A 21,758-nucleotide genomic window follows, 5' to 3' on the forward strand; every position below is an offset into this window, starting at 1 on the left:
GACCGAGAGGAGGAACGAACGTGCATTCCGTCCAGGCGTTGTCCGTCCACCGTCGGTGGGCCGTCCCGGGGGTCTCCGGGCTGCTGATCCTGACCTCGCTGGTCATCGACCGGCTCGGCGGACAGCCGGGCTGGGGCGACGCGCTCATGATCGCCGCGGCCGTGGTCGCCGGGACACCGGTCGTGCTCTCGGCCGTGCGGGCCCTGTCGGCGAGGGTGGTCGGCATCGACCTGCTCGTGTCCGTCGCGGCGGGAGGAGCCGTCGTCATCGGCGAGCACTGGGAGGCCGCCGCGGTGACCTTCCTCTTCGCGGTCGGCCACGCCCTCGAGGCGGCGACGCTGAGCCGGACACGCTCGGCGCTGGCCGAGCTGGTCGCGGTCGCCCCCGCCGTCGCCGTCGTCCTGCGCGACGGCCACCAGGTCGAGGTGCCGGCGGCGACGGTTCTGACCGGGGAGACCGTGCTGGTCAAGAGCGGTGCGAAGGTCCCCGTGGACGGCCTGGTGGCCGGTGGCAGCGGCGCGCTCGACGAGGCGTCCATCACCGGGGAGTCCATCCCGGTCGAGAAGACCGAGGGCGACCGGGTCTACGCCGGCACGGTCTCCACCGGCGGGTTCCTCCAGGTGGTCGCCACCGGTGTCGGGGCCGACACCACGCTGGCGCGGATCATCCACCGCGTCGAGGAGGCGCAGGACGCACGGGCGCGGACCCAGGCGTTCATGGACCGCTTCTCCGCCTGGTACACCCCAGCGATCATCGGCCTCGCCGTCGTCCTGGGGCTGCTCGCCCGGGACGTCGTGCTGGCGCTGACGCTGCTGGTCATCGCCTGCCCCGGGGCCCTGGTCATCTCCATCCCCGTCTCGGTCGTCGCCGGGATCGGCCGCGGCGCCAAGGACGGCATCCTGATCAAGGGCGGGGAGTTCCTCGAGACCTCGGCCCGCATCGACGCGGTCGCGCTGGACAAGACCGGCACGCTCACCGAGGGCCGGCCGCAGGTGACCGACGTCGTCCCGCTCGCCCCCGGTATGACGCACGACGACCTCCTGCGCCTCGCCGCCCGGGCGGAGGCCGGGTCGGAGCACCCGCTCGCGCGTCCGCTCCTGAGGACCGCGGCGGCGGCCGGCCTGGCGGTTCCCGGCCTGCCCGAGCACACCGAGCCGGTCCCCGGCAAGGGAGTCGTCGCCACCCTCGACGGGCAGCGCGTCGCCGTCGGCAGCCTGGCGCTCCTGGCGCAGGAGCGGGACCGCGCCGGCCTCGTGAGCGGCGCGCGCGACCGCTCCCGGGCGGCCGAGGTCGTCGACCGGCTGGCGGCCGCGGGCCGGACGCCGATGGTGGTCGCCCGCGACGGTCAGGTCCTCGGTGTGGTCGCCGTCGCCGACCGTGTCCGCCGCGACGCGGCCGAGATGGTCCGGCGCCTCCACGCAGCGGGCGTGCGCACCGTCGTCATGCTCACCGGCGACGTGGAGCCGGTCGCCAGGGCGGTGGCGGCGCAGGTCGGGGTCGACGAGGTCCGCGCCGGTCTGCTGCCCGAGGACAAGCTCGAGGCGGTCGCCGACCTGCAGCGGCGGGGGCACACCGTGGCCATGGTCGGTGACGGCGTCAACGACGCCCCCGCGCTCGCCACCGCCGACATCGGGGTCGCGATGGGGGCGGCCGGCACGGCCGTCGCGGTCGAGACCGCGGACATCGCCCTGATGACCGACGACCTGCTCCGGCTGCCCGAGGCGGTCTCCCTCGCCCGGCGCACCGTGCGCACCATGCGTCAGAACATCGTCGTGGCGCTGCTCACGGTGGGCCTGCTGATGGTCGGCGTGCTGCTCGGCGGCGTGACCATGGCGGTGGGGATGCTCGTCCACGAGCTCTCGGTGCTCGTCGTCATCGTCAACGCCATGCGGCTGCTGCGACGGTCAGCCGGCGGGCGGGTCGGCCACGTCGATGTCGACGCTGAAGCTGGTCTGCTGCGACCGGCCGAGCGTGTCGACCTGCAGCGTCCACGTGCCTGACGAGGGAAGGCTGACGGCGGGGGCCACCCAGTGGCTCCCCGCCAGCGGCTCCAGCTCCACCGGGCGCGGGGGCAGGTCGCCCCGGACGACCGTGGCCGAGGCCACGTCGACGCTTCGCGGTGACCCGACCCGGTCGAAGAAGGTCAGGTGGATGGCGTTGTCGCCGCTGCGGCTCGGCGTGACCAGCACCGAGACCGTGCCGCCCTCGTCGGTGGCGCTCACCTCGAAGGGCTGCGGCTGCAGCGACTCCCGGGCCGGCACCGTGTCCACGAGCAGCGCCGTCGTGCCCAGGACGAGCGCGGCGACGGCGAGCTCGCCCCGGGCGGTGCGGAACAGCTGCCCGGACGAGGCGACGGTGGCGAGCAGGCGGGACCGCTGCCACCATCCCAGCAGCACCACCCCGGCGACGAGGACCAGCTTGACCAGCAGCGTCGCGCCGTAGCGCGTCGACAGCAGCGTCCCGGGGGCCATCCCGCTCTGCAGCAGGGCGGAGACCGCACCGCTGACGGTCACGGTGACCACCGCCGCCAGCGCCAGCGCGGAGAACCGGCGCACCGCCCGCGCCACGCCGTCCTCGGCCCCACCCTCCTGCGGCGCGAGCACCAGGGCGAGCGCGGCCACCCCACCGATCCACACGGCCGCGGCGGCGTGGTGGACGACGTCGGTCACGACCGCGACCGCCGGCACGGCCGAGGTCCACGGGTGACCGGACAGGCCCAGCGCGACCATGGCCGTGAGCACCGCCGCGCCCGCCAGGGGAACGGCATACCTGCTCCGCCACGCCAGGGCGGCGACGAGGGCGAGGACCCCGGCGAGTACCCGCACCCCGTCCAGCAGGCCCGCGCGCGTGCCGAGCACGGCGTCGCCGAGCAGCGGCAGCACCTCCAGGACCGGGCGGGCCGAGGCGTCGGCGACGTGGACGAGCAGCTTGGCGCAGGCTCCGACCAGGAGCGCGACGGCGGCAGCGCGGGCCAGCCGCGCCGCGCGGGACGAGCCCAGTCCCGCCCACGGGGCGGCCGCGCGCAGCACCACGAGACCGCCGAGCACCGTCGTGCCCGCGAGCAGCGCCCACCGGGCCAGCCACCGGGTCGTGGTCAGGGCCGCCGGGTCGGTGCCCGCCACCTCCACGGCCCCGCTGCGCGCGCCGACGTGGTAGACGAAGGTGCCCGAGAGCACGTGCGAGTCGGCGGACACGACCGTCCAGGCGACGGTGAAGGTCCCTGTCGCGCCGCTCGCGGCGCCGATGCCGGCGGTGACGACGGTCCCGCCCTCACGGCTCTGCGTGCCGCCGTCGACACGCTGCCCGTCGGGGCCGAAGACCCGCACCCCGCCGAGGTCGACCCCCACCGGTTCGCTGAAGCGCAGCGTCACCGCCTCCGGGCCCACGTCGTAGAGGGCGTCGGCGACCGGGTCGGAGGAGACGAGCGAGGCGTGCGCCTGGGCGGGTCCCGCGAGGACGGCCAGGGGCAGCAGCAGAAGGGCGAGCAGGAGCGTGAGCCTGGCACCCAGGCGCGTCAGGACCACGTCGGCCCTCAGTGGCCCTCGTGCCCGCCGCCGCCCGGGCCGCCACCCACGTCGACGTGGACCGGGCGGCCCTCCGTGCCGAGGCGGAACTGTGCGGCGCCCGTGCTGCTCGGGACCTCGAAGATGACCACGCCGTTGATCATGGCACCCGGGAGCAGGCTCTCGTCGCCCAGCAGCGCCAGGTAGGGGGGATAGGTCACCCCGTCCGCGGTCAGCGACGTCGCTCCCGCCGGGAAGGACATCCCGGACTCCCCGGCGGTGACCACGAGCTCGACCGCGACCCGCTTGGACCCCTCGGGGACGGCGTCGGACATCATCGCCGACATCGCCGGCATCTGCATGCCCAGCGCCGCGAAGCTGTCGGCGTCGTCGGGGTGCATGAGCATCATCGGGTCCGGTGTGGTCCAGGCCTGGGTCACGACGAAGCGACCCCCGTCGTGGGCCACCTCGGTGTCGACGAGCGCCCTGCCCTGCCCGGCCGTCTGCCCCCAGAGGGTGAGCAGGGCCAGGACGAGCACCCCCAGCACCACCCCCGCCCACGCCAGCCCCCGCCGCGGGGCGGGGGTGGCGCGAGCCGGCGTCACGGGCGCCGCCGGAGCACGCGCGGGCTGTCGCGTCGTGCTGTCAGTTGAGGAGGTCATGCACCGCCTCCTCGACCACGGGACCGACCGCGTTGGACCCGCCGAGCAGCCGGACCCGGACCGGGTCGAGCCGCACCAGCTCGTCACGGGTCGACAACGGCAGGGTGGCGGTCTGCGTCAGCAGGATCGGTGCCCCCTCCAGGCCGGCGACCGGCCCGGCGGCCAGCGCGTCCGGGAAGTTGGCGCCGGTCGCGAGATAGGCGCGGTCGGTGCGGGCGGCGTAGAACTCCGCGCTGACGGCGGCCGCGGTCTCGAAGCGGTTCGTGCCCGCGACGCGCTCGGGGACGACACCCGTCACCGCCTGGATCTGCGCCAGGGTCTCCTCCGACACCGCGCCCGGGCCGCCCAGGACCACCACGCGTTCCGGCGCCAGGCGGGCGAGCTCCTCGGCCGCCACCGGCGGGAGGCTGGCCGTGCGGGTCAGCAGCATCGGCGAGCCGTCGCGGGCCGCCGGTGCGCTGCCCGCCAGCGCGTCGGGGAAGTTGCCGCCGCTGGCGACGAGCACCGTCCCCACGCCCGGGTCGAAGAACGTCCGGCTGATCTGCGCGGCGGTGGCGAAGCGGTCGGTGCCCGCCACGCGGGTCACCGTGCCCGATGCCGGCACGAGGGCGGTCAGGGTCTCCAGGACCCCGCTGCTGACCGCTCCCGGCCCGCCGAGGATGACGATGTTCAGCGGGTCGAGCCGCTCGATCTCGGCGAGCGTCGCGTCCGGCAGGCTGCCCGGGCGCGTCAGCAGCAGCGGGCCACCCGCGCCTGCCGCGGCCGGACCGCCCGCGAGCGCGTCGGGGAAGGCGTCGCCGCTGGCCAGGAAGACCGTGTCCACGCCGGGCTCGAACAGCGAGGCGCTGACGGCCGCCGCGGTGGCGTAGCGGTCGGGCCCGTTGACCCGGTCGACCAGCACACCGGCCGTCGTCAGGGTGCTGCTGAAGGCCGGCGCCACGGCGTTGCCCCGCAGGTCCGTGACGTCGGTGCCGACCTCGACCCGGTAGGTGCGGTTGGCCGCCAGCCGGCTCTCCGGGGTCACGGTGACCGTCGAGACCGTGACGTCCTGGGTGGAGTCCTCGGTGACCGAGACCGGCACCGCGGTGGCGGTCACGGTGTCCACCAGGCGGACCCCGTCGGACAGCGTGGCCGGGTCGACGCGCTCGGAGAAGGTGAGCACGACCGGCTCGTCGCGGAGCACGTCCTGGGCGCCGTCCGCCGGCACCACGCCGGTGACCGTCGGCCCGGTGGCGTCAGCGGGGTCGAGCACGAGCACCTGCACGCCGGCGGCCAGGGGCCGGACCACCGACTCCCCGTCCGTGGTGACGGTGACCGTGGTGGTCGCGGTGACCTCGAGGACGCCCGGGGCCGGGTATGCCGTGACCGGCACCGTCACCACCGCCGTGCCGTCGGTGCCGGTGCGCACCGTCTCGTCCAGGACGTTGGGCTCGCCGACGGAGAACTGCACGTCGTAGCCGCCGCTGAGCGGTCGTCCGTCGACGGTCAGGCGCGCGGTCACCTCGACCTCGCCGGGGAGGGACCCGACGACCGTCGGGTCGGCCGTGAGCTGCAGCACCGGCATACCCGGCTCGGGGGTGAGCGCCTCGTTGATGACCCGCAGGGGGTTGCACCCGAGGTAGGGGTTGCGGCAGCGCTCCAGCGGCACCGGGAAGCGCTCGGTGCCGGGCGCCGGCTGCTGGTAGACCCGGGCGATCCCCCAGCTGCCCGACGACAGGCCCATGGTGCCGTTCGTCACCCCGTAGCGGTAGTCGCCGATCGCCTGCAGCAGGCCGCCCGCCGCCTCGACGTGGAGGGTGGCGGCGCTGCCGGTGGCCATGGAGCCGGTCACGCCCTGGCGCACCGACCCGGCGTCGAAGGGGTGCTCCAGCCAGCTGTGCCCGCCGAGGGAGTAGGCGACGGTCCGTGCGCGGTCGGCGGCCTGGACCAGGTGCACCCGCAGCGGGTCGCCCTGGTAGGCGTGGACCATCGGGGTGTCCGGGTCGCCCATCGGCAGGCCGTCGACCGGGTAGGTGCTGCTGAAGGCGTTGGCCAGCCGCTCGCCGAAGCCGGCCACGTCCAGGGGCGCTCCGCGCGGGTCGGCCGGGGGCTCCACGGTGCGGTCGCTGATCGGGTGGTCCAGGCCGAGGCGGTGGTGCAGCGGGGCGTTGCGGTAGCTGATGGCCCGCTCGCCGCCGTCCGGCCAGTCGTCGGGGATCGGGTCGAAGAGGACGTCGCCGTCGGCGTCGCGCAGGTTGAGGCCGTTGTGGTGCAGCAGGACCGCGTCGCGGTAGTCCGCACCCTCGGTGCCCGGCAGCACGTCGACCTGGGCGCCGCTGCTGACCCAGGCCCCGGTGAAGGGGTCGCGGTAGCGGGCGTCGCGCGGCCCGACGACCAGCGCCGCGAGCAGGCCGTGGTGACGGTGCCCGCGGACGTCCCCGAACGCCGTCAGTGGCACCGCACCCAGCTCCCCGTCCGTCAGCTCGGGCTCGCTGGCCGGGTCCTGGTAGACGACCTCGTCGGCGTACCAGACGTACTGGACCGTGTCGCCCGGCCCGGCCGTCTGGTCCAGGTTGTAGCCCACGGTGGTGCCGTCGCTGGTGCGCACGTCGTAGCGCACGAGGGAGGGGTGCATCGACACCCGGTTCCCGGCGAACCAGGGCACACCGGGCTCGAACTGCGGGCCGTCCTCGTCCTCGTCGTCCGGCGGCACCGGGAACTCCGGCTCCAGCGCGATGGGCGAGTCGCCGTCGAGGGTGCCGCGCATGCCGTGCTGCTCGAAGTGCTCCCAGTCCACCTCGTTGGTCAGCCGGACGATCACGCAGTCGCCCTCGTTGACGCGCATGACCAGCGGCTCCAGCTCCTTCTCGCCCGCGCGGACCGCGGCGACGTCCTCCCGCAGGACGTAGGCCAGGCCGTAGGGGTCGTGGTCGCCGTACCGGTTGTAGCGGATGTCCGCGTCGATGGCGGAGACCTCGAAGACCTTTTGGGGGGCGCCCGTGGGGCAGGTGGCCGGCAGCGGCTGCTGGGCTCGCGGGATCACCGCGTCCGGGTCCGGCGCCGGGAGGGGGTAGCCGGTGACCAGCGCGGGCTGGTTGTCCGGCAGGGGCAGCAGCGGGTTGCCGGTCGTCTGGTCGAAGACGCGCATCACGCCCCAGGCGCCGAACCACAGGTCCTCCAGCCCGGTGCCGCCGTACATGAAGTCGGCCACCCGCGGCTGGCTGCCCAGCGGCGGTGTCGGGCACACCACCGTGCCCGCCAGCCCGCAGTCCACACCCACGTCGTCGATGTTGAACGCCTCGGAGACACCGATGTGCCGCACGTTGACGTAGGGCGAGGCGGGGTCGAGCGCGTCCCGGCGCCACCGCACCCCGTGGACCGAGAAGTTGTGCATCTCCTCGTGCGAGCCCTGGATCAGCCGGAAGCGCACGTTGTCGCCGCGGTTGGCCATGAGCACCGGTGTGTCCGGGTCGCCCCAGACCCGCGAGCTGAAGGTGTAGGCGGGGTCGACCCAGCCGGCGGCCTGCAGCTCCTCACGGGTGGGGGCCGGGGCCTGCGGGTCGGTGACCGGACCGACGCCGGCACCGGCGAACTGGCGCAGCCTCATCGGTGCGCTGCGGTAGTTGATGCCCATCCCGCCCTGGTCGCCCTGCGCCGCGGGGAGCGGGGCCACGGGCGGAGCCACGCCGTTGCGGCGGTCGAGGATGTCGGCGTGCGTCGAGGAGCGCTGGAAGACCGGCACGAAGTCGGCGACGGCGACGCCATACTCCCGGAAGTCGTCCTGGCCGGCCGGGCCGATCAGGTCCATGGCGCTGCCGTGCGCGGTGCCGACGCAGGCGTCCTCGCAGACGGGCACGCCGCGACCGGGGGTGTTCACCGGCTGGTAGAACTCCCCGGTGACGGGGTCGCGGCTGTCGTAGCCCTCCCCCTCGACCACGAGCGCGGAGAACAGTCCGCGGTTCTGCAGCGTGCCGGCGAAGTGGTGGTCGTGCATGAAGGCGGTGCGCAGCTCGTAGTCGGCGTACCACCGCTCCTTGATCGTCTGCCCGTCCGACAGCCAGCTCCCCCGGGCGTCCGCGGCCTCCGCCACGGGGTCGCGGTCGACCGGGGCGGTTGGCAGGCACGCCTGGCCCTCGACGCAGGTGACCTCGCCCGCCAGCACGCTGCGGGTGTGCTCGGCCTGCTCCTGGGTGAAGGCGGCCTGCTGGTAGTTCCAGCCGTTGGAGGAGCCGTCCGAGGCGAGGACGTCGAAGTTCACCAGGTGGATGTGCGCACCGACCATGTTGGTCATGACCAGCTGCTGGTAGGCGTCGTCACCGATCCAGTTGGGGGTGCGGTTGGTCAGCTCGAAGTTGATGCAGTCCCCGGCGTTGACCCGGAAGAAGTAGGGCGCGGGCTCGATCTGTCCTGCGAGGACGGCGTCGACGTCCTCGTCCGCGACGATGATCCGGCCCTGCACGTCGCGCCAGCCCTGGGGGTTGGCCTGGTCGCCCTCGACGTAGGTCAGCGGCAGCTGGATCACCGAGGCCCGGTAGGTCACCTCCCGGGCCCCCGGCACGCACGGGTCGACCACCGGCGCGCCGGGCAGCGGCTGGTTGTCGGGGTCGAGCTCCTGGCCGAAGACGTAGTCCGGGTCGTGGTAGGCGCGGGTCACCTGCTGCTCCAGGGCCAGCCGGTGCGCCGTCCGCGCCACGGCCGGGTCGGCCGGGTCGAAGCCCTCGGCCGGGGTGACGGTGACGTTGGTGCCGCCGACGGTCAGGTCGGGCGTGGAGGTCCACAGGCCGAGCTGCACCGACCAGGGGCCGCCGGCCTCGCCGGTCACGGTGACGGCCTGCACCCCCTCGAGCGCCTCGAGGGCAGACTCCACCTGCGCGGCGGTGGCGTCGGGCGGGACCGGCTCGGTGGTCGTCCCGCCGAAGGACAGGGCGAGGTCCTGCGCCGCGTCGACGACGGTCACCTCCTGGGTCGCCTCCAGCAGCGCCGGGTCCAGGGGCGTCGTCCCGACGCTGCGCATGACCGGCGCGTCGACCGGGTTCCCCTGCTCGTCGAGGACCACGGTGCCGTCCGCGTCGAACTCACGCTGCCAGACCCCCAGCGGCGGCTGCGGGGCCCGGGAGCCGAACTCCCCCGGGATGAACCGGGGATACCCCGGGTTCTCCAGGGTCGGTGCGTTCTTCACCGGTGGCACCCGGTCGTGCGCCGCCTGGTCGGGCGCGACCTCCCGCAGAGCGAGCCAGGGGTTGACCCGGATGCCGTCCGGCAGGGCCGTGCTCCCGTCCTCGTAGGTGTCGTGCACCCGCATGAGGGACCAGAAACCCCAGGAGAAGTGCGTGTAGAGGTGGCAGTGGTAGATCGAGTCGCCCACGGTGCCGGCCCGGCCCCCCGCGCCGTAGTTGAGCTCGGCGGTGAAGGCGGTCCACGGCGAGTACGTCTGGGAGTCGATCGTCGTCGCCCGGGACTGCGCGTACGGCGTCGGGCGCGGAGGGATGCTCTGGGCGGGTCCCGTCTCGTCCGGCTCAGCGGGCCAGGTGTGGGCGTGCAGGTGGAAGACGTGGGTCTCGTAGACGCCCGCCTGACCGAAGCGCAACTTGATCGGGTCGCCCTGGTAGGCACGCGTGACGTTGGCGACGTAGCAGGACAGCGGCGTCGTGCTGTCGACGGTCAGGGTCAGACCGCAGTCCTCGATGTTGCCCGCGGGGAGTCCCCCCGGGGAGGTGAGCGGGTCGACGCCGCCCCAGTCGGGCTCGGTCGGCAGCCAGGGGCCGCTGCCCGAGGCGAGCTTGACCGCCCCGGGGTCGCCGTAGACCCAGGAGGAGAGCACCGTCTCCTCCGAGGTGCACTCCTCGCACCAGACCTCACCGGTCTTGTTCCAGTCGGCACGCTTGTACTCGGGCTCGGAGCCGTAGTTGATGCTGAAGCGTTCGAAGAGCTCCTCGCCGGGTGTCTCGTCGGGCGGGCGGAGGAAGGGGACCACGTCCTGGCTGACCAGCACGCTCTCGCGGTAGCGCAGCGTCGCACCGCCGTAGGGGACCGTGATCACCGCGTCGACGTAGAGGTCACCGTTCTGCGTCGCGACCGAGGCGTACTGGGCGTCGGGCACGCTCGAGGACAGCTCGGCGCCGCTGACGGGGTCGTACCACCGGGCACCGGCCGGCTGCACGGCGAGCCCGCCGTAGAGGCCGTGCTCCGCCGCGCCACCGTCACCGTCGGCCCCGACGGGCATCCCCATGTCACGGAACAGGTAGAGGCCCTCGGACTGCGGCGCGACCCAGTAGTAGGTGTGCGACTCCCCCGGCGCCACGGTGCTGTCCGCGTTGCGGCCGGTGCTGCTGCCCTCGGAGGCCTGCGGGTTGTAGGAGACACCGAAGGCCTGGAGCGAGACGTGCGGGTCCACCTGCGGCAGCCAGGCGGGCGTCTGCGCCGGGTCGAGTCCGTTGCGGAGGGTGATCTCCACGCAGTCCCCGGCGTTGGCGCGCAGCACGAGCGGGCGGGGGCGCAGCCGCCGGTTGCCGGCGGGGTCGGCGGCCGGGTCGTCGGCGAGCGGCACGTGCCAGTGCTGCAGGGCCGCGACGTCCTGCTCGAGCGCGAAGATCATGCCGTCGGGGTCACCGTCGGTCAGGTGCGGTGTGCCGGTGACCGGGTCGATCGCCGGCTCCCCCCGGTCGTTGTCCCAGCGGCTGTAGGGGATGAAGACGTTGACCGCGGCGACGTCGTAGGACCGGACGGCGCTCTGCGCGGTGCACGCGGGGGTGGCGGGCACGGGGGCCGCCGAGCTGGGCAGCGCGGGCAGCGCCACGAGGAGCCCGCTGGCCATCGTGGCCGTGCCCGCGGTCACGGCCACCGCGCGGCGCCGCACGACGGCCGCACCGGCCCGCCCTGCCCTCCGGACCGTCCCGGCCACGGTGGAGAGGGCAGCGGCCAGCAGCGCGAGCCCGGACATCACGACCAGGGCGGACGGCGCCACGACCGCGCCCTCGTGCACGGCGTGCTGGAGCAGGCCCATCTCCGCCATGGCCGGATGCCCCGCGCCACCGCCGTGCTCGTGGGCTCCGGTGCGCAGCGCCCCGGCGACGACGGACAGCACGATCGTCGCCGCGACGACGACGACCGTGACGGCCACGACCTGCAGCGCCCCCCTGAGCACGGCCGCACCGGGCAGCCGGCGGCCCAGCCAGGGCCGCAGCGCCCGGAGGGCGAGCAGCCCCAGCAGCACGGCCGGCACCAACCCGACGGCGCGTGCCCCCACCGCTCCCGGTGCCGCCGCGGCGAGCGGGTCCATGGCCAGCGCGAGCCAGGCGGTCCCTGCCGCCCCCGCGCAGGCGACCGCCGCCATTCCCACCGCGCCCGGCCCGAACCGTCCGGTTCCGGGCACGCCGAATACCCCTGCGTTCATGGTGCACTCCCCTGCAGCCAAGAATGGTCATTGCTGACCTGGCCAGTCACGCTAGCGCCAAAGAGGCTCGGGGGGGAAGGGCCTGCGGCATTTCTCTTTACCACTTCTTTACCTTCTTTCCCGCCTTTCATGGCAGGCTGGCCCCAGGGGGTGAGCGGCATGCGCGAACACCGCGGACCAGCTGCCGGAGCAGGACGCAGCCGGCTCGCGTGGTGCGCCCGGGTGGTCGCCTGGGCCCTGGCTGCCTCGCTGGCACTGGCCGTTTCCGCCATGACCGGCCCGGCCGCGCTCGCGCACGACGACACGGGCCGCCTCACCCTGCTCGAGGTCCAGGACGCGGAAGCAGGCCTGGAGGTCACGGTCGAGCTGCGCTACAGCGAGGACGGCCACCCGGCCGTGGGCGCCGCGGTGACCGTGGCCGGTGATGGTCCGGAGGGTGCGGTGCTGCAGCCGGTCGTCCTGGAGCCCACCGATGAGGACGGCGTCTACCGCGGCGCGGTCGACCTCGCCGACGAGGGCGAGTGGGAGCTGCGCATCAGCTCCCTGCGCCCGGTCGCGCAGCTGACGCACACCGAAATCGTCGGCGGTGCCGTCGAACCGGTCGAGGACCACGGGGCCGACGCCACCACGACGGACGCGGCGGCCGGCACGGCCCCTCCGGCAGCGGACCCGGCGGTCACGACCGTCGAGCAGGTCCAGAGTGATGACCCGCCCGACGCCGGGACCGGGGCCGTCGGCGCCGAGGCCGCCTCCTCCGGCCTGCCCGTGGTCGTCCCTGCCGTGGGCGTCCTCCTCGCCCTGGGCCTGGGCGTCCTGCTGCTGGTCCGCACCCTGCGCCGCGGCGCCGGGTCCGTCAGGTCTGCGCGCGCAGGTAACGCCCGAAGTGCGGGACGGTGAAGGCGATCCGACCGCGCTCCCCGGAGTAGATCAGGCCCTTCTTGAGCAGCGCGTCCCGCGCGGGCGAGAGCGACTGCGGCTTGCGGTCGAGGTGGGTGGCGATGTCGGCGGTCGCCACCGAGCCCACCTCGTCGACCTCCTGGCCGTTCTCGGCATACTGCACCGCCAGCTCGGCCATCGCCCGCAGGTACTCCCGCTCCCCCGGGGTGGCCCGCTCGTAGCGCGAGCCGAAGAACCCCACGGCCAGCTCGGCCTCCGCCTCGGGCGCGGCCACCCGCACGTCCTCGGCGCTGATCGGGGACGCGGGTGCCAGGTCCCACACCTCCTTGCCGTAGGCCTGGATGAAGTAGGGGTAGCCACCGGTCGCGACGTACATCGCCTCGAGGGCGTCCGGCGCCCACTCGGCGTCCTCGTCCTCGGCCGGAGCCTGGAGGGCGCGCTCGGCCGCCTCGCGGGAGAGCCGGTCGATGCGCGTGTAGCGGAAGAGCCGCTCGGAGTAGGACTTGCTGGCCGAGAGCACGGCGGGCAGGTGGGGCAGCCCCGCGCCGACGACGATGACCGGCAGCGCCGACTGACTCAGCTCGTGGCAGGCGGCGCAGATCGCGGACACGTCCTCGGGGCCCAGGTCCTGCATCTCGTCGATGAACACCGCGACCCCCTTGCCGACGTCCGCTGCCAGGCCCCCGACGTCGGTGAACAGCTCGACCAGGTCGATCTCGATGTCGCCGGAGTCGGCGCGCCCGGTCACCGCGGGTGCGTCGATGCCCGGGTTCCACCGGTCGCGCAGCTTGGCACCGGGCTGGTCCTTCTGCGCGAACGCCTTGATGACCCCGAGCACGTGGTCGACCTCGTCGCCCTGCGGATGGCCCAGCTCGCGCACGGCCACGTGCAGCGCGGCGGCCATCGGCCGGCGCATCCCCTGCTCGGGCCGGGCCTCGTACTTACCGGTCCCCCACCGCGCCCGCACCGCCGTGGAGCGCAGCGCGTTGAGGAGCACGGTCTTGCCCACGCCCCGCAGGCCCGTGAGGATCATCGACCGCTCCGGCCGGCCTCGCTGGATGCGCTCGAGCACCACCCGGAAGCGGTCGAGCTGCTCGTCGCGGCCGGCGAGCTCGGGCGGACGCTGGCCCGCGCCGGGGGCGTAGGGGTTACGGATGGGATCCACGCTCGGACTGTATGGCGTCGTCTAGCGAAAGCAGCAGAGACACGCAGAGACCGTCATCGACCACGCGCACCACCGGTTCGATCTCGCACTATGCCGATGTCTTAGTCAGACCTTAGATAACGGTAGACACGATGATTGTCGGGTGATCGGGTCGTCTGTGCGCCTCTAGCGACCGCACTAGAGTGAGGCAGATGAGCACATCGGACCTCAGCTCGGTCCCGCTGGGCGAGCGGGTGACCGTGCGGCACCGGCTCCCCGACGGCCGCGCGACCGACGCGGTCGGTGTCCTGTCGGCGCGTGACGAGACGAGCGTCACGCTGCAGACCCGCCGCGGCCAGGTCCGCGTGCTCCTCGCCTCGGTGGTGGTGCACCGGCGCGTGCGCCCGGCACCCTGGCGCATCGACACCTTCCTGCGCGGCGCCGGCGTCGCGGTCCTCGGCCACGACGGCCTGCTCCTGACCGACGGGGGCGACGGCACACCGTCGGCCGTGGCCACCCTCGTCGACGCGCTCCGCGGGTCCGGAGTCCCGGTCGTCGTCCTCGCGGACGGCTCCGGTCGCGGTCCGCAGGCCCTGGCGCGCGCCGGCCTCGAGGGCGTCGTGCCCCTCCTCCTGGAGGTGGCGGCCCCCTCCGACCTGGCGCCCGACTACGCGGCGGTCCACGGCGGCGTCGAGCAGCGGCTCGGTCGCGAGCTGGCTCGGCCGCAGGTGCGCCTCACCGACGACCGGCCCGACCGGGTGGCCGCGGCCCGCGCGGCCGGGTGGCAGGCTCGGATCTTCACCCCACCGGCCTGACCGGGCGCTACAGGACGGTCGGCTCCTGGCCGGAGTCGCTGGTCATGGGCTTGCCCGACCGGTGCCAGTCGCGCATCCCCCCGGCGACGTTGACGACGTCGAAGCCCTGCTGCACGAGCCACTGCACCGCCCGCTCCGAGCGGCCGCCGCTGCGGCAGACCACCGGCAGCGGGTCGTCGGTGACCGGCAGCTCGTCCAGACGTGCCGGGACGTCGCCCATCGGGATGTGCACCGCACCGGGCGCATGACCGGCGGCCCACTCCTGGGGCTCGCGGACGTCGACCAGCACGGCGTCGTCGGGCAACTCGGAGACGGAGACGGTAGGAACGTGGTTCATGCCCCTCATCCTGACACCGACGGCGCCCGCCCGCCGCCCGTCCTAGCGCAGCAGCCGGGACATCCGGCGGTCGGCCAGCTCCTTGCCACCCGTCTGGCAGGTCGGGCAGTACTGCAGCGAGGAGTCGGCGAAGGACACCTCGTGCACGGTGTCGCCGCACACCGGGCAGGTCTCCCCGGTCCGGCCGTGGACGTTCATCCCCGCGCGCTTGGCGTCCTTGAGCTGGGCCGCCGGCTTGCCCTCGGCGGCCAGCACGGCCGCGGCCAGGGTGGTCCGCAGCGCCTCGTAGAGCCGCGCCACCTCCTCCTCGGTCAGCGAGGCCGCCAGCGCGAACGGCGAGAGCCTCGCCGCGTGGAGCACCTCGTCGGAGTAGGCGTTGCCCACACCGGCGAGCACGGACTGGTCGCGCAGCAGCCCCTTGACCTGGGTGCGGCGACCGGCCAGCAGCGCCGCGAACTGCGTCAGGTCGAAGTCGTCGGCGAGCGGGTCCGGGCCCAGCGACGCGATGCCGGGGACCGCGGTGGGGTCGGGCACGACATACGCCGCCAGGCCCTTCTTGGTGCCGGCCTCGGTGAGGTCGAAGCCCGAGCCGTCGTCGAGGCGCACGCGCAGCGCGATGGGGGTCTTGCCGGGGCGGATGCGTGTGGCGGGCACCTCCTCGTACCAGCGCAGCCAGCCTGCCCGGGCCAGGTGGAAGACCAGGTGGGTGCCGTCGACGTCGACGTCGACGAACTTGCCGTGGCGCCCCACGCCGTCCACGGGGCGCCCCACGAGGGCGTCCGGGGGCGGGTCGAAGGTCTTGAGCACCGCGATCGAGCCCAGCTCGACGTCCGTGACGACCCGACCGGTCATCCGCCCGCCCAGGAAGTCGGCGAGCGCCTGCACCTCGGGCAGCTCAGGCACTGCGGGGCTCCTGCCCGTCGCGCTCCTCGGGTATGCCGTCCGCCTCCACCGACGGGGGCCGGGCCGCGACCAGCAGCTGGTGCAACCCGTAGCCGTTCGGGGCCTTGAGCATCGGGGCGTCGGTCCGCTTGCCCAGCAGCTCGTCGGTGGCGACCGGCAGACCGCTGGAGAGCAGCTGCTCGGCCGGCGTCAGCTCGCGGATGCAGATCGCCGAGACGGCCTGCGGGTGGTCCCGGGTGAACTCGCCGTAGATGACGGGGTCGTGCTGACCGTCGTCGCCGACGAGGATCCAGCGGATCTGCGGGAACTCCTCGGCGAGGCGGCGCAGCTCGGACTCCTTGTGCTGCTGCCCCGACCGGAACCAGCCGGTGTTGGTCGGCCCCCAGTCGGTGAGCAGCATCGGGCCCAGGGGGTAGTCGTGCCGACGCAGGAAGCGGGTGAGCGCCGGGGCGGTGTTCCAGGCGCCGGTGGACAGGTAGAACACCGGCATCCGGGGCTCCTCCGCGACCAGCGCGCGGTAGAGCGAACCCATCCCCGGCACCTTCTCGCGGACGATCTCCGAGCGCACGAAGGTGTTCCAGCCGGCGATGAGAATGCGGGGCAGGTGGGTGACCATGATCGTGTCGTCGATGTCGCTGACGAGGCCGACCTCGACCTCCGGGTCGACGACGAGCACCGACAGCGTCACCGAGTCGCCGTTGTCGAGGCCGATCGTGGCCTCCTGCCAGCCGGGACCCAGCCCGTGCCCGGGCACGTCGAGGTCGACGTAGCCACCCCGGTCGCTCGAGCCGTGGACGACGGCCTCGCCCATCCGCACGGTGACCGGGACCTGGCCCGCCGGGGCCGTGAGGAACACCCGCCACCCGCGCTGGGCGATGTCCAGCAAGGAGTCGTGCGCGTGGGTCAGCGCGGTGCGCCGCTCCTCGGGCTCGGTCCGCGACAGCGTGACGCGCGCGAAGACCCGGGCCCGGTCGAGGGTGGCGTAGCCCGTGTAGCCCGCCACGCGTTCGTGCCAGCCCTGCCGCCGCAACCGGGACTCGATGCGCCGACGGACGGAGTCCTCGAACCGGGCGGCGATGTGGGGACGCGCCATAGGCACACACACTATCCGCGTCGGGCCCTCGCCGGGTCGTCCGGCCGTCTGCCCGTGCAGGTCAGCTCGCGCCCTGGACCGCGGTCTCCCAGGCCCGGGCGCGCTCCTGCGCCTCCCTCTCCGCCTTCTTCTTCTCGGCCGCCTTCTTCTCCGCGGCCTTCTTCTCGGCCGCCTTCTTCTCGGCCGCCTTCTTCTCGGCCGCCTTCTTCTCCGCGGCCTTCTTCTCGGCCGCCTTCTTCTCGGCCGTGGCCGTGGCACCGGGGGCGCCGTCGACGCGGCCCGCCTCGAGGGCCTGTGCCTCGACAGCGGCCCAGGTGGGCCCGTCGACGACACCGGTCGGCTCGAGCTCGGCGGCCTTCTGCACCTCGATGACCGCTGCCTCGGTCCCGGGGCCGAAGCTGCCGTCGTCGTCGACGCCGAGCAGCTGCTGCAGGAGGGTCACCGCGCCGCCCATGTAGGGGCTGTCGCTGCGACCCTCGACGGTCGCGCGCTTGGCCAGCTCCCCGTCAGGGTCGGCCTGCTCGTCGAGGTCACCGTGCTCCAGCTCGACGTCGCGGATCACCAGGGTCGGGTGGGCCGCCCGCTCCAGCAGCACCCAGGTCAGCGGGGTCACCGTGGCCGGGGCGTCACCGCGCCGCGACGCCTGGACCTTGAGCACCGGCACCGTCTGCTCCCACTCGGTGAGCGCCTTCGCGGTCAGCGGCCCGAACGACCCGTCGGCCTCGACGCCGAGCGCCTCCTGCAGCACCGTCACGGCCTCCCCCTCGTCACCCTGGGTGAGCGTGGTGCGCAGGTGGGGGGTGAACGCGGTCGTCTGCCACTCCTGACGAGGGACCGCGAGGGCGTCGGGGGGCAAGGGCGCGAGCTCCTGGCCGGTCGCCACGGCGTAGGAGAACTCGTCGGCGACCCCGGTGGCCGGGATGTCGTGCTCCTCCTGCCACTCCACCAGGGCCCGGCGCGTGGCCTCGTCGAGCACACCGGTGGGCTCCAGCTCGAGCACCTCCTGCAGCATGGCGACCCCCGACCCCGACTCCCCGGGCCGGACCCGGGCCAGCCCGGTGCTGGGGACCGCGGCGACCGTGGCGGCGTCGCAGGCGCTCGTGCGGGGCGCCTGGTGCAGGGCGGCATACTGCCGCGGCGTCACGTCGCAGGGGCCCAGGTCGGGCTCGGTGACCGCCACCCCCGTCCACCAGGAGGTGCGCATCTGGGCACCGTCCCAGGTGAAGGAGAAGTGGATGTGGTCGGTGTGCGGGTTGCCGGTGTAGTAGCTCCACCGGCCGCTGTTGTTGTCCCAGATCAGCCCGTTCCAGATCAGGTACTCGATGCCGAACCGCTTGGCCACCTCACCGTCGTCGGCGACCAGCCAGGAGATGACGGCGTCGGCGATCTGACGGTCCGCCGAGTCCCAGGCGTTCAGCGGCCAGTCGAGCGCGCGTCCGTCGTGGTGGAAGGAGGCGTAGTCGATGCACGGCCGGGCCCCGGAGAAGCTGGGCCGGTCGTAGTGGCTGCTGACCAGCAGCGCGAACGCGGTGACACCCGGGCGGGTGGCCGGGTCGCAGGAGATCTGCTGGGCGAACGGACCCTTCTCGTCGACCTGCTCGGGCAGCCCCTCACGGGTCGGCGGCTCGGGCACGACGTCGGGGTCGGCCGGGACCGGCACGAAGCTCGCGGACCCCCCGAAGCCCCCGTTGGGCGTGAATCCTGTCCGCGGTCCCGGCACGGCGGGAGCCGCCGGCGCCGGGCCGGCCCCCTGGTCACCCTCGACCGGCGGGTCGTCGGCCAGCGCCGGCAGGGCGCCGCCCGCGGCGATGACCCCAGCCAGCACGGCTGCTGCGCTCCACCGCGTCGCCCGCTCGCCCGCGCCACTACCCCTGTGGCGCGCGCCCCCGTTGCGTCGCATGTCCCGACTGCTCCTGTCCTCGACCCATCGTCGGATCCGCTCTCGCAGCCCCCTGCGGCGGCGGTCGCGTGCGACGACTCTATGCCGCCGGGAGCGGCTGGACAATGCCCTGGCCCACATTTCGTCTCCCGGTCTGAAGGTGGTTCACCACACGCGTCACACCCGCCCCAGATCCACCCTGTGCGGGCCCTCGGTCCTGCCGGTTCCTCCCACCCGGGGCGGCACATGCACTACCTTGCATGACAACGGCTCGACGTCGAGTCGTTCATCGCCTGTGAGGAGCAGTATCGCCATGTCCCTGTCCCCCCGAGACAGATCGAACCGCCGGGCCTTCGTGGCCGCCAGCGCGGCGTTGATGCTGGTGGCGGGAGGTGCCCAGGTCGCCTCGTCCGCGCCTGACGGGCCCGACGTCGAACCGGCACCCCATACCCCCGTCCTGCCCGACCCGACCCAGGTCCACCGCCTCTCAGGCGACGACCGCTACGAGACGGCCGCCGAGATCGCGCGCAACTACCCGGCGGACGCGACCCGCACGGTCGTCATCGCCTCCGGCACCGACTTCCCCGACGCCCTGTCCGCCCAGCTGCCCGCCTCCGTGACCGGGGCGACGCTCGGGGAGGACCAGGCAGCGGGAGCCCCCGTGCCGATCCTGCTGACCCAGCCCGAGCGGCTGCCCAACGCCACCCGCGCCGCGCTGGAGGACCTGCGCCCCAGCCGCATCGTCGTCGTCGGCGGCACCGCCGCCGTCTCCGGTGCGGTCCAGGCCGAGCTCGGCGGCTATGCCGCCAGCGTGCAGCGCCTCTCCGGCATCGACCGCTACGAGACCTCGGCCGCGGTGGCCGGCTCCTACCCCTCCGGGCTCCCGGTCCTCTACGTCACCACCGGCCGGACCTACGCCGACGCGCTCTCGGTCGGTGCGCTGGCGGGCAAGGAGGGCGTGCCGGTGCTGCTCACCGACCCCACGCGCCTGCGCTCCGTCACGGCCAGCACGATCGAGGCGCTCGCGCCGCAGTCCGTGGTCGTCGTCGGCGGCGACGGTGCCGTCTCGGAGACCGTGGTCGAGTCGATCGCGGCGATCGTGCCGGACACCACCCGCGTCGGAGGCACCAACCGCTACGAGACCGCGGCCGCGGTCGCCGGCTCCTACGAGGCGGACACGGTGGCCTTCCTGGCCAGCGGCCGGGCCTTCCCGGACGGGCTGACCGGTGGCGCCTTCGCGGGCCACCACGGCGGACCCCTCCTGCTGACCCGCCCCGACCTGCTCCCCAGCGCGACGGCGACCTCCCTGGAGGTCCTCTCCCCCCAGGGCGTGGTGGCCTTCGGCGGGCCCGGCGCCGTCAACCCGGCGGTGGTGGACATGCTGGAGATCGCGCTGCCGACGTGGTTCGACGAGCTCGTCGTGCAGATGCTGTCCTTCAACGACTACCACGGGCACATCGCCGAGGAGAACGGCACGCTGACGGCCGAGCAGGACCCGGACCAGCACCTCGTCGGCGGCGCGGTCAACCTGTCCACGACCCTGGACATGCTGCGCACCCGCTCCTACGACGAGCAGAGCCTGACGGTCGCGGCCGGTGACCTCATCGGCGGCTCGACCTTCCTCTCCGGCCTGTTCCAGGACGAGCCCTCGGTCGAGACGCTCGAGGTCGCCGGCCTGGACATCTCCAGCGTGGGCAACCACGAGTTCGACGAGGGCGTCACCGAGCTGCTGCGTATGCAGCACGGCGGCAACCACCCCGAGCTCGGCCAGTTCGGTGACGAGCCCTACGACGGCGCGGACTTCCAGTGGCTGGCGGCCAACGTCATCGACCGCACCAGCGGCGAGCCGATCCTGCCCGCCACGGACGTGCGCCGGGTCGCGGGCGTCGACGTCGGCTTCATCGGGATGACCCTGGAGGAGACCCCCAGCCTGGTCAGCCCGGGCGGCGTCGCCACCGTCGAGTTCCGCGACGAGGTCGAGACGGCCAACGCCCAGGCCGCGGCGCTGCAGGCCCGCGGAGTCGAGTCGATCGTGGTGCTGCTGCACGAGGGCGGCGCCCAGGCCGGCACCTACAACGGCTGCGAGGGCATCTCCGGCCCGATCGTCCAGATCGCCGAGAACCTGGACCCGGCCATCGACGCCGTGGTCACCGGGCACACCCACCAGCCCTACATCTGCAGCATCGACGACCCCGCCGGTGAGCCCCGCACGGTCACCAGCGCCAACCAGTACGGCCGTGTCGTCACCGAGACCGCGCTGACGGTCAGCCGCAGCACCGGTGACGTCATCCGCGACCGCGTCCGCTCGGAGAACCACCTGGTCCTGCAGTCCGTCGCGGACGACCCGGAGATGGTCGACGTCGTCGCCAAGTGGACGGCCCGCGCCGAGGTGCTGGCCGGTCGCGTGGTCGGCACGGTCGCCGAGGACATCACCGGCGACGCCGGTGGCGACCGCGGCATCGAGACGCCGATGGCCAACCTCATCGCCGACGTCATCCTGGCGGCCACCGACGGCGCCGACGAGGGTGGTGCCCAGATCTCCTTCATGAACGTCGGCGGGGTCCGGGCCAGCCTGCTGGTCGACCAGGTCACCAACGGCGAGGAGCCGGGCCAGGTCACCTACGAGGAGGCCTACAACGTCATGCCGTTCGGCAACCTGCTGGTGTCGGTCGACATGACCGGCGCGCAGGTCAAGGCGGCCCTGGAGCAGCAGTTCGTCCCCACCCGCGGCCGGCAGTACCTGGCGCTGGGCGTGAGCGAGGGCTTCTCCTACACCTGGGACGACACCCAGCCGCAGGGCAGCAAGGTGAGCGGGATGACGCTGAACGGCACCCCGCTGGACCTCGACGCGACCTACCGGGTCTCGACGCTGAACTTCCTGCAGCAGGGCGGTGACAACTTCACGGCGTTCACCGAGGGCACCAACCTCACCGGCGGTCCCGAGGACCTGGCGGCACTGGTCGCCTACCTCGACGCCAACCCGGGCCTGACCGCACCGGGCGACCGCGTCACGGGGCTGTGAGCCTGACCTAGGCACGTCCGACCCCGCGGGGGCCGCCACCGACCGGTGGCGGCCCCCGCACTGTTTGTACAAGGTCCGTCCAGACTTGCGCTATGGTTGGACGATCAACATCCGATCGGGCCAGGAGGCAC

General features: G+C 73.9%; 12 protein-coding genes. 4 read left to right on the plus strand and 8 right to left on the minus strand.

From position 1 onward, the window contains the following. The first annotated feature begins 20 nt into the window (after nucleotides 1-20). The gene (locus tag K330_RS19710) at nucleotides 21-2,000 is read left to right on the plus strand and encodes a heavy metal translocating P-type ATPase (RefSeq protein WP_084617250.1); all 1,980 of its coding nucleotides are present in this window, start codon (nucleotides 21-23) and stop codon (nucleotides 1,998-2,000) included. On the opposite strand, the gene K330_RS0106960 is transcribed toward K330_RS19710, so the two are convergent. The 3 genes from K330_RS0106960 to K330_RS0106970 are packed head-to-tail and all read right to left on the minus strand — an operon-like array spanning nucleotide 1,905 to nucleotide 11,537. Next, nucleotides 1,905-3,524, minus strand: coding sequence for a copper resistance CopC/CopD family protein (locus K330_RS0106960; RefSeq protein ID WP_022921120.1), 1,620 nt, complete (start codon nucleotides 3,522-3,524; stop codon nucleotides 1,905-1,907). The genes K330_RS19710 and K330_RS0106960 overlap by 96 nt on opposite strands. Before the next feature lie 8 nt (nucleotides 3,525-3,532). Continuing rightward, nucleotides 3,533-4,165 (minus strand): hypothetical protein, encoded by a 633-nt coding sequence (locus tag K330_RS23885; protein ID WP_169448509.1) that lies wholly within the window; start codon nucleotides 4,163-4,165, stop codon nucleotides 3,533-3,535. Next, a complete protein-coding gene (locus K330_RS0106970) occupies nucleotides 4,149-11,537 on the minus strand; it encodes a cell wall-binding repeat-containing protein (RefSeq protein ID WP_156875718.1) in 7,389 nt (2,462 codons plus the stop codon). Before K330_RS0106970 ends, K330_RS23885 begins: the two co-directional genes overlap by 17 nt. 159 nt (nucleotides 11,538-11,696) lie before the next feature. Between K330_RS0106970 and K330_RS24020 the strand changes: the two genes are divergently transcribed. Continuing rightward, entirely contained in the window at nucleotides 11,697-12,434 is a 738-nt protein-coding gene (locus tag K330_RS24020) for a FixH family protein (protein ID WP_156875719.1), read from the plus strand. Here K330_RS24020 and K330_RS0106980 read toward each other — a convergent pair. After that, nucleotides 12,391-13,599: an ATP-binding protein gene (locus K330_RS0106980; RefSeq protein ID WP_022921124.1), complete on the minus strand. Its 1,209-nt coding sequence runs from the start codon at nucleotides 13,597-13,599 to the stop codon at nucleotides 12,391-12,393. The genes K330_RS24020 and K330_RS0106980 overlap by 44 nt on opposite strands. 191 nt (nucleotides 13,600-13,790) lie before the next feature. On the opposite strand from K330_RS0106980, the gene K330_RS24025 reads away from it, so the two are divergent. Next, nucleotides 13,791-14,393, plus strand: a complete 603-nt coding sequence (locus K330_RS24025) for a putative acetyltransferase (RefSeq protein ID WP_022921125.1) — start codon at nucleotides 13,791-13,793, stop codon at nucleotides 14,391-14,393. A gap of 7 nt (nucleotides 14,394-14,400) precedes the next feature. On the opposite strand, the gene K330_RS0106990 is transcribed toward K330_RS24025, so the two are convergent. The 4 genes from K330_RS0106990 to K330_RS23625 form a co-directional block, all read right to left on the minus strand. Further along, entirely contained in the window at nucleotides 14,401-14,730 is a 330-nt protein-coding gene (locus K330_RS0106990; RefSeq protein ID WP_022921126.1) for a rhodanese-like domain-containing protein, read from the minus strand. Between the two features lie 42 nt (nucleotides 14,731-14,772). Further along, nucleotides 14,773-15,633, minus strand: a complete 861-nt coding sequence (locus K330_RS0106995; protein WP_022921127.1) for an Fpg/Nei family DNA glycosylase — start codon at nucleotides 15,631-15,633, stop codon at nucleotides 14,773-14,775. Beyond that, nucleotides 15,626-16,726: an App1 family protein gene (locus K330_RS19725; RefSeq protein ID WP_022921128.1), complete on the minus strand. Its 1,101-nt coding sequence runs from the start codon at nucleotides 16,724-16,726 to the stop codon at nucleotides 15,626-15,628. Before K330_RS19725 ends, K330_RS0106995 begins: the two co-directional genes overlap by 8 nt. 61 nt (nucleotides 16,727-16,787) lie before the next feature. Continuing rightward, nucleotides 16,788-18,551 (minus strand): peptidoglycan-binding domain-containing protein, encoded by a 1,764-nt coding sequence (locus tag K330_RS23625; RefSeq protein ID WP_022921129.1) that lies wholly within the window; start codon nucleotides 18,549-18,551, stop codon nucleotides 16,788-16,790. 367 nt (nucleotides 18,552-18,918) lie between these two features. On the opposite strand from K330_RS23625, the gene K330_RS22530 reads away from it, so the two are divergent. Further along, nucleotides 18,919-21,627, plus strand: a complete 2,709-nt coding sequence (locus tag K330_RS22530; protein ID WP_022921130.1) for a cell wall-binding repeat-containing protein — start codon at nucleotides 18,919-18,921, stop codon at nucleotides 21,625-21,627. Nucleotides 21,628-21,758: the final 131 nt, after the last annotated feature.

Origin of the sequence: Ornithinimicrobium pekingense DSM 21552 (assembly GCF_000421185.1) — a bacterium.
Lineage (GTDB): Bacteria > Actinomycetota > Actinomycetes > Actinomycetales > Dermatophilaceae > Ornithinicoccus > Ornithinicoccus pekingensis.

Coding starts and splice junctions, on each gene's coding strand:
- K330_RS0106970 (WP_156875718.1), bottom strand. CDS start 11,537: ATGAACGCAGGGGTATTCGGCGTGCCCGGAACCGGACGGTTCGGGCCG.
- K330_RS23885 (WP_169448509.1), bottom strand. CDS start 4,165: ATGACCTCCTCAACTGACAGCACGACGCGACAGCCCGCGCGTGCTCCG.
- K330_RS24020 (WP_156875719.1), top strand. CDS start 11,697: ATGCGCGAACACCGCGGACCAGCTGCCGGAGCAGGACGCAGCCGGCTC.
- K330_RS0106990 (WP_022921126.1), bottom strand. CDS start 14,730: ATGAACCACGTTCCTACCGTCTCCGTCTCCGAGTTGCCCGACGACGCC.
- K330_RS19725 (WP_022921128.1), bottom strand. CDS start 16,726: ATGGCGCGTCCCCACATCGCCGCCCGGTTCGAGGACTCCGTCCGTCGG.
- K330_RS22530 (WP_022921130.1), top strand. CDS start 18,919: ATGTCCCTGTCCCCCCGAGACAGATCGAACCGCCGGGCCTTCGTGGCC.
- K330_RS24025 (WP_022921125.1), top strand. CDS start 13,791: ATGAGCACATCGGACCTCAGCTCGGTCCCGCTGGGCGAGCGGGTGACC.